The organism is Flavobacterium notoginsengisoli (genome assembly GCF_014207905.1).
GTDB lineage: Bacteria > Bacteroidota > Bacteroidia > Flavobacteriales > Flavobacteriaceae > Flavobacterium > Flavobacterium notoginsengisoli_A.
Map to the genome: position 1 here is coordinate 775,455 of NZ_JACHLB010000001.1, position 14,498 is coordinate 789,952.

A 14,498-nucleotide genomic window follows, 5' to 3' on the forward strand; every position below is an offset into this window, starting at 1 on the left:
CGAACTTTGTGTCTTTATATTAGTGCAAAATAAAAATCTTAGCGTGCTTTGCGTTAAAATCTTTTATGCCATAACTATTTCGAGCGGCAAAAAAATAACCTTGATTTATAAATTCTTTAGCAAAAAACAGAATTCGTAATTGTAAATTTACTTTGTAACTTTGTAGCTTAATGTTTTTATCAAATGAAATATAAAATATCTCTTTTTCTGCTTTTGACAGCTGTATTGTTTTCTTGCCAAAATCAAGATAAAAAACGCCGCGCAGAAAATGCAAAAGAAGCTAAAAAGAAAGAAGCTATTTTTAATAATATAAATAAAGGCTGGACGTTTATAGATGAGCCGATTAACGAAATTTCAGAATCGCAAATAAATTCATGGACAGAATGGCGTGAATTTATGAAGGAAATTGGAGATAAACCAAGAAAAACAATTGGAGCTTTTCAGAAAAAATCGGCAACCATTTCTAAAAAAGCCATCGCTTTAGAAAATACAATTCCAACAGAATTTAACCAGCCAGCTATAAAAAGTCGTATTTCTGTTTTAATCACTAAAATCAAAATGTTGGATTTGTTTATTCATTTGAATAAAATTCCAGATGATAAAGTTGTTTTCTTGGTGCAAGAAATCAATAAAGAGCTGATTTCTTTAGAAAGGCAGATGGATAAAATTGTCGAAAGAGCCAAAATTCCAAAAGAAGAAGGAGAAGAAGATTTCCTTAGAATGTTAGATACGACGCGTGCAATTCCGAACACTGTAGCACCGCCTCAAATAGATCAAAAAGTACCAAAACTTGAGTAAAAACGCCCTATATACAACTTACGATAATCTGCCGAAAGCGCAGCAGATTGCCACAAATTTACTGGAAGGAAATCAGATAAAAATGAACATCAGCGGATTATTGGGATCTGCAGTTTCATTTATAATCCGTTCCGTTTTTAAGAAAACTGAATTACCTTTTTTAATTATTTTAGACAATAAAGAGGAAGCCGCTTACTACTTAAACGATTTGGAACAGATGATTGGAGAACAAGATGTTTTGTTTTATCCAGCATCTTTTCGTCGTCCGTATCAAATTGATGAAACCGACAATGCCAATGTTTTGCTTCGTGCTGAGGTTTTAAATAGAATCAATTCGAGAAAGAAACCTGCCGTTATTGTCACGTATCCTGAAGCGCTTTTTGAAAAAGTAGTTACTAGAAGAGAATTAGACAAAAACACTTTAAAAGTAGCTTTGAATGATAAAATTTCTATTGATTTTATCAATGAAGTTTTGTTCGAATACGAATTTAAAAGAGTCGATTTTATTACCGAACCTGGCGAATTTTCAGTTCGTGGAGGGATTGTCGACGTTTTCTCTTTTTCAAATGATCATCCTTACAGAATTGAATTTTTTGGAAATGAAGTTGACAGCATCAGAACTTTTGATGTTGAAACGCAGTTATCTGTAGAAACGCATAAAAAAATCACGATTATTCCGAATGTTGAAAACAAACTTTTTCAGGAAAATCGAGAGAGCTTCTTAGATTATATTGCCGAAAAAACGGTTCTTTTTATTCAAAATACAGAAGGACTTTTTAGTCAGTTAGACAAACAGTTTGCAAGGGCAGAAGAAGCTTTTGAGAAACTTTCAAAAGAAATAAAACATGCAACGCCGGAACAATTATTTTTAAATCAGGCGTCATTTATAAAAAGATCTTTGGACTTTTCAGTTGTAGAATTGGCCTCAAGACCAGTTTATAAAACAACTAAGAAATTCGAATTTCATATTCAGCCTCAGCCTTCATTCAATAAACAGTTTGATTTATTGTTGAATAATCTGAGCGAAAATCATTTTAACGGATACATCAATTATTTGTTCTGTTCGAATGACACTCAAGCGAAACGTTTTCATGATATTTTTGAAAGTTTAGACGAAGCCAATTCTGAGAATATCCGCAAACAATATAATACTATTGTATTGCCTTTGTATCAAGGATTTATTGACGAAGAAAATCAGATTACGGCTTATACCGATCATCAGATTTTTGAGCGTTATCATAAATTCAATATCAAAAACGGCTATTCTAAAAAGCAAAATATTACGCTTAAAGAATTAACGGCACTTTCGGTTGGCGATTACGTAACACATATAGATCACGGAATTGGAAAGTTTGGCGGTTTACAGAAAATTCAGGTGGAAGGCAAAACGCAGGAAGCCATCAAACTGGTTTATGCTGATAATGATATTGTTTACGTAAGTATTCATTCGCTACATAAAATTTCAAAATACAACGGAAAAGACGGAACACCTCCAAAAATCTATAAACTAGGTTCGAATGCTTGGAAGGTTTTAAAACAGAAAACCAAAGCACGTGTCAAACATATTGCGTTCAATTTGATTCAGTTGTATGCAAAAAGAAGATTGGAAAAAGGTTTCCAGTTTGCGCCAGACAGTTATCTTCAAAACGAATTGGAAAGTTCGTTTATTTATGAAGATACTCCAGATCAAATGAAATCGACGGCAGAAGTAAAAGCCGATATGGAGAGCGATAGACCAATGGATCGTTTGGTTTGCGGTGACGTTGGTTTTGGAAAAACGGAAGTAGCTATTCGTGCCGCTTTTAAAGCTGTTGATAATAGCAAACAAGTTGCTGTTTTGGTGCCGACAACCATTTTGGCGTATCAGCATTATAGAACTTTCTCTGAACGTTTGAAAGATATGCCTGTTTCTATCGGTTACTTAAACCGATTTAGAACAGCCAAACAAAAAGCTCAGACTTTAAAAGATTTAGCAGAAGGAAAACTGGATATTGTTATTGGAACTCATCAATTAGTAAACAAAAATGTAGTTTTTAAAGACTTAGGTTTATTGATTGTCGATGAGGAACAAAAGTTTGGCGTAAACGTAAAAGATAAATTAAAGACCATTGCGGCAAATGTTGATACTTTGACATTAACGGCAACGCCAATTCCAAGAACGCTTCAGTTTTCATTAATGGCAGCACGAGATTTATCGGTAATTACAACGCCTCCGCCAAATCGTTATCCAATTGAAACGAATGTGGTTGGTTTTAATGAAGAGATTATTCGTGATGCGATTTCTTATGAAATTCAACGAAACGGACAAGTTTTCTTCATCAATAACCGAATCGAAAATATAAAAGAAGTGGCCGGAATGATTCAGCGTTTGGTTCCAAATGCAAGAGTCGGAATTGGTCACGGACAAATGGACGGTGCTAAACTCGAAGAATTGATGTTAGGTTTCATGAACGGAGATTTTGATGTTTTGGTAGCAACCACAATCATCGAAAGCGGATTGGACGTTCCAAATGCCAACACGATTTTCATCAACAACGCCAATAATTTTGGATTGTCAGATTTACATCAAATGCGTGGTCGAGTAGGGCGAAGCAACAAAAAAGCATTTTGTTATTTTATTTGTCCGCCGTATTCATCAATGACTGAAGATGCCAGAAAACGTATTCAGGCTTTGGAACAATTCAGCGAATTAGGAAGTGGTTTCAACATTGCAATGAAAGATCTTGAAATTCGTGGCGCTGGAGATTTATTAGGTGGCGAGCAAAGTGGTTTCATTAATGAAATTGGTTTTGATACGTACCAAAAAATCATGAATGAAGCGATTGAAGAATTGAAGGAAAACGAATTCAAAGATTTGTATCCAGAAGAAAATGATATCGATACCAAAGAGTATGTCAAAGATATTCAAATCGACGCCGATTTTGAGCTTTTATTTCCAGATGAATATATCAATAACGTTTCAGAGCGTTTGGTTTTATACAACGAATTGGGCGCTATAAAAGACGAAGCTGGTTTACAGGAATTCGAAAAGAAATTAATTGACCGTTTCGGACCTTTACCAAAACCTGCAGTTGCTTTATTGAACAGCATCAGAATAAAATGGATTGCTACAAAAGTCGGAATCGAGAAATTGGTTTTGAAACAAGGCAAAATGATTGGATATTTCGTTTCAGATCAACAATCAGATTATTATCAATCTTCTAAGTTTAGAAATGTCTTGAACTTTATTCAAAAGCATAGTAATCTTTGTAAAATGAAAGAAAAACAAACCGTAAACGGACTTCGTTTGTTATTGACTTTCGAAAATGTGAAGTCGATAAAACGTGCGTTGGAATTGATGGAGTTGTTTGAGGAGTAAAAAATATTAGCCACGAATTCACGAATTAATTTTGACTATTAAAAAAGAAATTTGTGAATTCGTGGCTAAAAAAATTAGCTTTTATTTATCTATAATTTAAGAAAATTCTTAGAACTAAAAAGTTTTCTTTGATAAAATTTCAAAGTCAACTTTATATGCAGAATCAATTCATACTTCTATTTTTATTTTTGGGATTAAGTTCAATATTTGCTCAAGAAAAAACGAAAATTATTCTAAAAGATTCTTTAAAATCTGAAACTATAAATCCGCTTCGTCCCGCAAAAGCGGCATTTTATTCGGCGATTTTACCAGGATTGGGACAGATTTACAATAAAAAATACTGGAAAGTTCCTTTAGTTTATGGTGCAATTGGAACAAGTACGTATTTGTATCTTGATAATCAGAAAAATTATAATGTTTACAGAGATGAATATAAAAACAGGTTGGAAGGAATTAAAAGTGATTCACAATTTTTAGCCAACTTAAGTGAGAGCCAATTAATTTCCGCTCAAAAAATATATCAGAGAAATAGAGATTTATCGGCTTTATTTATTGCTGGATTTTATATTTTAAATATTATTGATGCTAATATTGATGCCGCACTTTCGCAATTTAATGTAGATGAAAAACTGGCTTTTAAACCTGCCGTCATTAAAAACGATATCACATTAAAGAATGATTTTGGGTTTGCCGTTAATTATTCTTTTTAGAAAAACATTACAGTATAAAAAAGGCGTATGAAAATCTCATACGCCTTTTAAATTACAAACTATATTAACCGATTTTATAGTTTCTTCAATCCTTTTAATTCAGAAGCATTTACTTCTTTAATACTAATAGCAACACCACCGCCCGGAGCTAAATACTGTTTCAATTTGCTTTTTGAATTTACAACAACCTTAGTAACGGTATATTTCTGCGGATTTTTATTCCAATTCGCTTCTTTCGCATCAGCATAAATTGTCGCAATGAAATTTTTTCCTGTTGGTAAATAATCAAAAGAAATGTTGGCAGTTTTTGAGTTTTCATCTGTAATTCCGCCAATGAACCATTCGTTTTTATCTTTTGCTTTACGTGCAATTGTAATGTAATCACCAGGTTCAGCTTCTAGAATATAACTGTTATCCCAATCTACAGCAACATCTTTAATGAACTGAAACGCATCTGGAAAACGCTCGTAATTTCCAGGAATATCAGCCGCCATTTGCAACGGACTGTACATCGTAACGTAATAAGCCAATTGTTTTACTAAAGTTGTGTTTACACGTTGAGAACTTCCTGTTCCGTAATACGAAAGATCGGTTTGGAAAATTCCAGGCGTATAATCCATTGGGCCTCCCATTAATCTTGTAAATGGTAAAATAGTAGTATGATCTGGCGCTAAACCTCCCATAGATTCAAACTCCGTTCCACGAGCAGATTCTTGAGCAATCCAGTTCGGAAAAGTTCGGTTTAATCCTGTTGGACGAACGGCTTCGTGACTGTTGACCATAATTTTATAATCGGCTGCACGTTTGGCAACGTTGATGTAATGATTCACCATCCATTGTCCATCGTGATGTTCGCCACGCGGAATAATTTGTCCTACATAACCAGTCTTTACCGCATCATAACCGTTATCATTCATAAACTGAAAAGCACGATCCAAACGACGCTCATAATTGGTAGCTGAACCTGAAGTTTCGTGGTGCATAATAATTTTCACTCCTTTTGAAGCCGCATAAGAATGAACTGCTTTTACATCGAAATCTGGATAAGCCGTTACGAAATCAAAGACTTCTTCTTTCCAGTTTCCAATCCAATCTTCCCAACCAATGTTCCAACCTTCGATAAGAATCGCATCGAAACCATTTTTAGCAGCAAAATCAATATATTCTTTTGCACGTTCTGTAGTAGCGCCATGTTTTCCGTTTGGAGTAAGTTTCGTAAAGTCATCTGTTATTTTTACGTTGTTTTCTTTTCCAAAAGCCCAAGTACTTCTTCCAGCAACAAAATATTCCCACCAAATCCCTATATATTTCACTGGTTTAATCCACGAAACATCTTTGTAACTTGTTGGTTCGTTAAGATTTAAAATCAATTTTGAGGCTAAAATATCGGTCGCTTTATCGCTTACTATAATCGTTCTCCAAGGAGATTGTGCGTCTGTCTGCATATAACCTTTCGCACCAAGTACATCTGGAGCTAAATGACTAATCATTTTGTTGTTTACAGCATCAACTTCAAGATACATGGCTGGATAATTGATTAATCCTGCTTCGTGAATATTGATATATAGACCATCATCAGATTTCATCATCGATGGCGTTTGTACAGACAATTCTTTTATGGGTTGCTGCGCATTGATTTCGATTGTTGCTTTTTTCATCAAAGAAGGAATCTCTGAAATTTTTGATGTTGTATACGCATATTCGTTGGTGTCATAATCTCCCGGAATCCAGAAAATTTTATGATTTCCAGCCAAATTAAATTCAGAGCGTTCTTCTTTAATTACAAAATAACTCAACTCATCTTGTTTAGGAAATTCATATCTAAATCCCAATCCATCATTGAACAAACGAAAACGAATACGGATAAATCGATTGTTGTTTTTTGCTTGAGCTAAAGTGACTACCAATTCATTGTAATGATTGCGAATTGTTTTTTCTTCTCCTAAAACTGGATTCCAATTTTCATCAACAGAAGTTTGCGCTGTATTGGTAATGGTAAAACCATCCATAAACGAAGCTTTGTTTTGAAGTTCTAAACCTAAATTACTTGGCTTAATAACTGGTTTCTGTTTGTATGATAATTGGTAAGACGGAATTCCGCCTTCTTTTAATTCAAATTTTAGAGTAAGATTTTTGTCCGGCGAAGTTATTTCTTGAGCCTTAAGTGAAAATGCACTTAAGATTACAAAAAATAAAAGCGCTGTTTTTTTGCTCAAACGTATTTGAAGCAATGATTTTTGGGATTGAAAATTCATGTTATTTAGTTTTGTGCAAATTTAGGTTTTAAAGTTGCTTTGGAATATTAATTTTTCAATACTAAATATTGAAAAGGCTGAAGTGTTATATCTGCACCAACTGTTACTGCAGCTCCAGTAAAAGCATCTTTCCAGTTTCCTTTTAAAGTAGAAGGAATTAGATGTTTAACAGTTGAACCACTTAAATTAGAAAGCACAAATACTTTTTCTGCATCTTTTACCATTGTAAACGCACTTACCGAATTACTGCTGTAACCTGTAAATTCACCTGTTTTAATGGCGTTGCTTGTGTTTCTAAAAGCAATAATTTTTTTGTATTCCGCAAGCATTGAAGCATCGGCAGTTGACCAATCAATTGGAGTTTTAGCGAAATAATTTAATCTTTTGTCGTAACCAATTTCTTGTCCGTTATAAATCATTGGAACAGATTTTAAATAAGCAGCAACAACAAACATTGCAACAGATCCTTTTTTTCCTCCAAAAAGTTCCAAAGGTGTTCCGTCAGAAAGGTTTACGTCGTGATTGCTTGTGTAACGAACCACTTTGTTTGACGGATCGTAAACATTCGCATATTCTGTTGCATTTGAATCCTGAATTGTAGTTGCAGATTTATTTTCTTTAAAAAGTTGTTCTATTGTATAAAAGAAATTAAAGCCAAAAGTGAAATCAAATCCAGAAGCAAAGTGGTTGTATTTTGAACCTTCGGCAAGCATTAAGATGTTTTGGTTCTTTTTGATTTTTCTTAATTTGGTAATCGCATCTGACCAGAAATTGTTTGGGACAAAATCAGCGTAATCGCATCTGAAACCGTCAATATTGGCATTATAAACCCAATAAGACATGGCATCTATCATGGCGTCTTTCATTTCAGTATTATTGAAATTTAATTGCGCAACGTCATTATAATTGGTTCCAGGAGGAATAATAATATTTCCGTTTGCATCTTGCTGATACCAATTTTTGTGCTGTGTAATCCAAGCATTATCCCAAGCGGTGTGATTGGCAACCCAGTCCAAAATAACAGCCATATTTTTTTTGTGCGCTTCTTCTACTAAAGTCTGAAGATCTTGTAAAGTTCCAAAATCTGGATTTACAGCTTTATAATCTTTTACCGCATATGGAGAACCTAATTCGCCAGTTGCTCTTTCTTTTCCAACAGGAAAAACAGGCATTAAATAAATGACATTTACACCCAATTCTTGAATCTGAGTTAATCTGTCTTGAACTCCTTTTAAAGTTCCCGCCTGACTAAAAGCACGAATGTTTACTTGATAAATTATAGCGTCTTCCTTTTTTGGCATTTTATCAAAAGGAGCGCCATATTGTGTATAAGGAGATGGCGGAGTTTTGTTTTCGTCATCAGAAGAACTGCAAGAAACAAAAGCTAATGCAAGTAATAATCCGTAAACGATTTTTATATTGAATTTCATGATTTTACTTTTTTATGTTTTAAAAATGGCTGAGAAGTAACCTGCCTTTCGAAGTAAAAAGACAGGTAAACTCAAACCAAACTAAACTTAATTTTTATCTATTTTTTTGTGATAGTGTAAGTTGCCGTTGGAGGATATCCAGTACTTGCAGGATCGACATCGTTTATTTGTAATGTGATTTCGTAAGTACCGCCTTCTCCCACATAATGAGAACCTTGATCATCTAGATACACAATTCCGTCTGTAGTGTTTTTAGGTCCGTAATTGATAGTCCAGCTATTGTTCAATCTGAATTTCACATTTCCAGGAACTAAAACAGCGGTAACTTTCCATGTTTTGGTCTGATGATCGTAACTCATTGGTGTGCTGTTATCCCAGCTTCCAGAAGTTGCATCACCAACAATTCCCCAAGAATAAGGAGTTGCTGTCCATTTCAAAGTATTTAAATTCACTTTGATTTGATAAGAACCAGCACCCGGAAGTACAAAATCGGTATCACTCATGTTTTGTAAATCGCTGTTAGTTGCTCCCGCTCCATAAAATTGTGCCCAGTTTCTTTCTGTATTCAATTTGAATCCTGGACCTGCGCCAGTAGCAACTGTCATGTAACCTTGGTAAACCCCTTTTTGAATAGCAGTTAAAGCTGCGGCTGTTTCTATAGCCCAATTTTGGTAGCTTCCAGGCATATAAATTTCGCCAAAAACAACACTTTTTTCGTAAGGCGTAACCGTCAAAGTAATAGGATTTGAAAATACTTTACGATCCATCGCCGCTTCAACACGAACGACAAGTTTTCCTTCAACATCAATAGGAAGTCCTAAATCGACAGCAATTTTATTTAATTCCTCACCAATTAAAGTTTTGCTCAAAACATCTGTTCCGACTTCAATTCGTTTTGCTTTTTGCCAAGCATTTGCACCGCTTGTATCTCCAACTAAATCAAATTGAATCGCATAAGTTACAGGAGCTTCGATAGGAAAAGTAACTTCAGGCCATGAAACTAACAAAACCTGATCTTCTGCAGTATCTTCTGTTAAGACAATTTTAGTGGATGACACATTAATCTCTGAAGGAAAATTTACTGCCTCTAATGTTGTTAATTCGGCATCGCTGTCGCAGGAAGAACCCAAGAAAAGCAAACTGCCTAATATGAATAATTTATTGATATATTTTTTCATGATAGTTTTGTTTTTAGTAACCAGGGTTTTGTTTTAATCCACGATTTGCATCTAAAGCTGAGGTCGGAATTGGGAACAATTTTCTGAATGCAGGAGACGCAGGTCTGAACTCGTTTGCTAACAAAAATTTATCAAAACGAATCATGTCTTGTCTTCTGTGGCCTTCCCAGTTAAGTTCAAATCCTCTTTCGTTGTAAATCTCATCCAAACTTGGATTGTGGTCTAAAGCACTTAATCCCGCACGTTGTCTGATTTGATCAATGAATGGTTTTGCCGCAGCGGCATTTCCTAAACGAGCATTACATTCTGCCATCATTAAAATAACGTCTGCATATCTGAAAATAGGGAAGTCGTTAGAAGCTCCACCGCCAGTTCTTGGTGCTACAGGATAAAACTTCACATTTCGAACTCCTGCTTGTGGATCTGCACCTGGATTATCTAAAGAAGCCACATCAAGAGTATAATTGAATCCGCCTGGCTGTTCTCCAAATAAAAACTGTTTTCTACGAACATCATTTGCATCATATTTTAAGAAAAAAGCTTTCGGAACAATTGTACCATTCCATCCGCTGAAACCAAATAAAGCTTGAGCGTGTGCACCATATAAGCTTCTTACAGCATAAACGTTTCTAGAAACAATATCTAAAGTTGCATAAATAGGCAAAATAGTTTCATCTTCTGGAAGAACATCTCCGAATAACTCATAATATTTACTTCCTAACGGATTTGCAGCATCTGCAGCACCAGAATGAAGTGTAAATCCGCCCTCGGCAACTTTGTTACAAGCAGCTAAAGCTTCATTCCATTTTGGAGTTCCAGTATAAACTTGAGCGTTCAAATATACTTTTGCCAATAAAGTATAACCTGCCCATTTATTGAATCTTCCGTAATAATTTCCGCCTCTTGTTCCAGATAATAAATCAACGTTTTCAGTCAATTCTTTTACAATAAAATCGTAAACTTCTTTACGACTTGACTGTGGGATTTTATCAACAGTAATATTATTATCTGTGAAGAAAGGAACGTCTCCGTAATCATCAATCAATAAATAATAAAAGAAAGCTCTTAAAGTTTTAGCTTCAGCAATTTTAGAAGCATCTGCATTTGCTTTTTGCAATAAATCTACCGCTAGATTGGCGTTGAAAATAGATTTGTAAAGCCAATTCCAAGTGTTATTAATAATGAAATCTGTTGGAAGCCATTCGTGTTTATGAAGACGTGCAAAATCCATTTGCCAGTCACCTGTATTTCTATGCGGAATAACCTGTTCATCAGAAGACATACAGTTCATGTCGTACCAGCCATTATCTGCGCCAGCATAACCAACACCACTTGCTCCATCTCTTGTAAATTCGCCAGGAACTTGAGCATATACGGCAGCAAGCGCAATGTCAGCTCCTTCTGGCGTTCCGTAAAAATCTTCCGCAGGATATTTGTCGTACACGTTTTCTTCGATATCTGTACAACTAAAAAGTGTCAGGAAACAAATACTTCCTGTTAATATTATATTTTTGATTTTCATTTCTTTTACTATTTAAATTTTACAGTCAAGCCAAACGCCACACTTCTCGTACGAGGATAAATTCCTCTATCGCCACCAAAGTTATCAGCCGGATTACCACTTCCGCTTACATTTAATTCGGGATCAATTCCTGAATAATCAGTAATTAGGAATAAATTGTTTCCTGTAAGTGAAAGTCTAATAGTATCAATGTATTTATCTGTAAAACGGAAAGTATATCCCGCTGTAAGATTTTCTAAACGAACAAAAGAACCGTCTTCTAACCATAAATCAGAACCATATGGCGAAGTGTAAATTCCTGTTTCGACCGCACTTGCCAAAACGTTCGATTTACCAATATTTTCCAGTCTACTCAAGTTAGAACGTAATCCGTTGTAAATTTTATTTCCTCCAGAACCTCTTACTAACATAGAAGCATCGAAGTTTTTGTATCGATAAGATGGATTAAATGAAAAAGTATATGTCGGTAGAGCTGAACCTGCATAGTAACGGTCTGGACTTTTAACGCCCTGATCGATTACACCGTTTCCATCACGATCTAAAACAGTTTCAACATTATTTTCGTTTTTACCAGTATGTTCTAAAATATAAAATGCTCCAATTGGTTTTCCTTTAACTAAATAAGAATTGGCTGCTCCCCAACCCACATAGTCAGTATTTAAAGGAACTCCGTTAATGCTTCCGTTTAAGTTAAGCACTTCATTCTTCATAAAAGAAACATTTCCTGCCAAAGTAAGTGTGCTGTTTTGCGATTTGATTACATCATAAGCAAGAGATACTTCAATACCTTTATTTAAAATACTTCCAACATTTGCCTTAATTGTGTTGTAAGGATATGGAGGCTGAGGCACTGTATAATCAAACAATAAATCTTCTGTTTTAGAAGTATAAAGATCAACAGTTCCTCTTAATCTGTTGTCTAAAAGAGCAAAATCAAGACCTAGATTGGTTTGTTTTTTAGTTTCCCATTTCAAATCAGCATTTGAGTTTTGGTAAATGCTGTAGTTTGTAATGGGCTGACCTCCAAAATAAGTAATTCCTGAGTTTCCAACTAATGAAAGTGATTGCTGTGGAAGAAGACCTTGCTGATTACCCGTTTCTCCATAACCCAAACGAACTTTCAACTCATTAAACAAATTTTGTTTTTGCATGAAAGATTCTTTGTCGATTTGCCATGCAACAGAAGCTGAAGGGAAATTTCCCCATTTATTATTAGCTCCAAAAACAGACGAACCATCTCGACGAATACTTGCTGTAACTAAATAACGATCTAGTAAAGAATAATTTACTCTTGCTAAAAATGAAACTAAAGTTCTGTCATTTTTATAAGATGTTATATCTCCAGGACGAACTTTTGACAAATCTCCCAATTGCAAGGCATTGTAAGTTGTTTTATCATTCATAAAACCTCTTGCCTGTGCATAATTTCCTTGATACATTTGATTTTGCCATTCGTATAAACCTAAAGCATTAATGCTGTGTACACCAAATGTTTTTTTATAATTAAGACTTAAGTTAGTTAACCTTTCATTTTGTCTTTCATTTTTAATATTGGCAAAACCATTTTGATCAATTGCATAAGCTACAGTTGATTCTATTGGCTGGAAATAACCGTATGTTACATTTGTTTTTCTCCAGCTTCCAAACCAGTTTAATGTTAAACCTTTTGCCAAATCCAAATCAGCTTTTAAACTTCCGAATAAATTGTCGTTTTGAGCTTCATTTGTAGTAGTTTGTGCCGCCGCATAAGGATTTAAATATTGAAAAACATTCGAATCTGTAAAATAGGTTCCGTCAGTATTAAAGACAGGATCGGTTGGTCTAACTAAATATGCATTTGTAATTAAGTTAGAAGTATAAGCTGCTGTTCCAACGCTCTGTATAATACTAGTTGTATTGTTAATTCCTGTATTTAAATTGAAAGTCAATTTTAATTTATCATCCAATGCCGTTTGAGTAGCCTGAATTCGACCAATATATTTTTTGTTACTAGAATTGATAACAACACCATCTTGTAAAATAGCTGTAAGAGAAGCTCTATAGCTGAATTTATCTGTTCCGCCTCCAAAAGATAAAGTATGAGTTTGAGAAATTCCAGTCTGCGTCAAAATACCGTACCAATCAGTATCTGAACCATGATTGGCAGATGCAGGAACGCCAACACTTTGTGCTGCAGCCCACCATTCATCAGCATTTAGCATATGTAATTTTTTTGGAATAAAATCTAAAGATGTAGAACCAATATATTCCATTGTTGTTTTACCCGCTTTATTCTTTTTTGTAGTGATAATAAGTACACCAGGCGCACCGCGAGAACCATAAACCGCAGTCGCAGAAGCATCTTTCAAAATATCAAAACTTTCAATTTCGCTTGGCGGAACTTGATTTAATAAGTCCATATTTCCCTGAATTCCGTCTACAACAACCAAAGGATCACTTCCTCCAATTAAAGACGAAATTCCACGAATACGAACGCTTGGTCCTTGACCTGGCTCGCTTCCTAATTGAGTAATATTAACACCTGCAGCTTTACCAGAAATCAACTGTAATGGATTCACAATCGCACCTTGATTCATGTCTTTTGCAGCAATAGAAGAAACTGCTCCAGTAACATCTCTTTTTGTGGCTACACCATAACCAACAACCACAATTTCCTGCAAGTCAGTTGCATCTGGAAGAAGTTGAATATTGATTACGCTCTGATTTGCCGTAACTTTTTTCTCTTTATATCCCACAAAAGAAACCACGATTACAGATTGGCTGCTTTCTACGGTCAGTTTGTATTTTCCGTCAAAATCGGTTACCATTCCGTTTCTTGTACCTTCTTCAATGACAGAAGCTCCAGGTAATGGCATTCCGTTTTCATCTGTAATTACACCCGAAACAGTTTGTTTTTGAAATTCGATTACTTGTGTTTTGAGTTCGGGTTTCTTGAGGATAATTTGGGTATCGCGAATTTTAAATTCGGTTGGGGTTCCTTTAAAAATTCGGTCTAAAACCACATATATAGACTGATCTTTTACAGAAATTGAAACTGTTCGATCTAAGTCGATGTCGCTCAATTTGTAAATAAATCTGAAGTCGGTTTTTTGCTCAATGGTCTCAATAACCTTTTCGATTGTTGAATTGTTTAACTCAAGGGTAACTTTTGTCTTTTGGGCATAAGTACTCGCTTTGATATTAAACATGGCGACCAAAATAAGTAGTGTAGTTAGTTTCAATTTTAGGTCTTTTTGGAACAATGAGT

8 protein-coding genes are annotated in these 14,498 nt (G+C 34.9%); 3 read left to right on the forward strand and 5 right to left on the reverse strand.

What is annotated here, in order from left to right; genetic code table 11:
* Nucleotides 1-183: 183 nt before the first annotated feature.
* From HNP35_RS03310 to HNP35_RS03320, 3 genes are all read left to right on the forward strand, one after another.
* Nucleotides 184-798 (forward strand): hypothetical protein, encoded by a 615-nt coding sequence (locus HNP35_RS03310; RefSeq protein ID WP_184158483.1) that lies wholly within the window; start codon nt 184-186, stop codon nt 796-798.
* The gene (gene mfd, locus HNP35_RS03315) at nt 791-4,156 is read left to right on the forward strand and encodes a transcription-repair coupling factor (RefSeq protein WP_184158481.1); all 3,366 of its coding nucleotides are present in this window, start codon (nt 791-793) and stop codon (nt 4,154-4,156) included. The genes HNP35_RS03310 and mfd overlap by 8 nt, the downstream gene beginning before the upstream one ends.
* Nucleotides 4,157-4,311: 155 nt before the next feature.
* Nucleotides 4,312-4,866 carry a DUF5683 domain-containing protein gene (locus tag HNP35_RS03320; RefSeq protein WP_184158479.1) on the forward strand — a complete coding sequence of 185 codons (555 nt, stop codon included), beginning with the start codon at nt 4,312-4,314 and terminating at the stop codon, nt 4,864-4,866.
* Nucleotides 4,867-4,940: 74 nt separating this feature from the next.
* Here the strand turns inward: HNP35_RS03320 and HNP35_RS03325 are convergent, their stop codons facing one another.
* From HNP35_RS03325 to HNP35_RS03345, 5 genes are all read right to left on the reverse strand, one after another.
* A complete protein-coding gene (locus HNP35_RS03325; protein ID WP_246453317.1) occupies nt 4,941-7,121 on the reverse strand; it encodes a glycoside hydrolase family 97 protein in 2,181 nt (726 codons plus the stop codon).
* Between the two features lie 47 nt (nt 7,122-7,168).
* Nucleotides 7,169-8,551 carry an alpha-amylase family glycosyl hydrolase gene (locus HNP35_RS03330; protein ID WP_184158477.1) on the reverse strand — a complete coding sequence of 461 codons (1,383 nt, stop codon included), beginning with the start codon at nt 8,549-8,551 and terminating at the stop codon, nt 7,169-7,171.
* Between the two features lie 98 nt (nt 8,552-8,649).
* Nucleotides 8,650-9,729, reverse strand: coding sequence for a SusE domain-containing protein (locus tag HNP35_RS03335; RefSeq protein WP_184158475.1), 1,080 nt, complete (start codon nt 9,727-9,729; stop codon nt 8,650-8,652).
* Nucleotides 9,730-9,742: 13 nt separating this feature from the next.
* Entirely contained in the window at nt 9,743-11,251 is a 1,509-nt protein-coding gene (locus HNP35_RS03340; protein ID WP_184158473.1) for a RagB/SusD family nutrient uptake outer membrane protein, read from the reverse strand.
* 8 nt (nt 11,252-11,259) lie between these two features.
* Nucleotides 11,260-14,472: a TonB-dependent receptor gene (locus HNP35_RS03345; RefSeq protein WP_246453319.1), complete on the reverse strand. Its 3,213-nt coding sequence runs from the start codon at nt 14,470-14,472 to the stop codon at nt 11,260-11,262.
* Nucleotides 14,473-14,498 lie beyond the last annotated feature (26 nt).

What these genes read in the sequence shown, in the direction of transcription:
- HNP35_RS03310 (WP_184158483.1), top strand. Translation starts at nt 184, where the DNA reads ATGAAATATAAAATATCTCTTTTTCTGCTTTTGACAGCTGTATTGTTT.
- HNP35_RS03320 (WP_184158479.1), top strand. Translation starts at nt 4,312, where the DNA reads ATGCAGAATCAATTCATACTTCTATTTTTATTTTTGGGATTAAGTTCA.
- HNP35_RS03325 (WP_246453317.1), bottom strand. Translation starts at nt 7,121, where the DNA reads ATGAATTTTCAATCCCAAAAATCATTGCTTCAAATACGTTTGAGCAAA.
- HNP35_RS03330 (WP_184158477.1), bottom strand. Translation starts at nt 8,551, where the DNA reads ATGAAATTCAATATAAAAATCGTTTACGGATTATTACTTGCATTAGCT.
- HNP35_RS03335 (WP_184158475.1), bottom strand. Translation starts at nt 9,729, where the DNA reads ATGAAAAAATATATCAATAAATTATTCATATTAGGCAGTTTGCTTTTC.
- HNP35_RS03340 (WP_184158473.1), bottom strand. Translation starts at nt 11,251, where the DNA reads ATGAAAATCAAAAATATAATATTAACAGGAAGTATTTGTTTCCTGACA.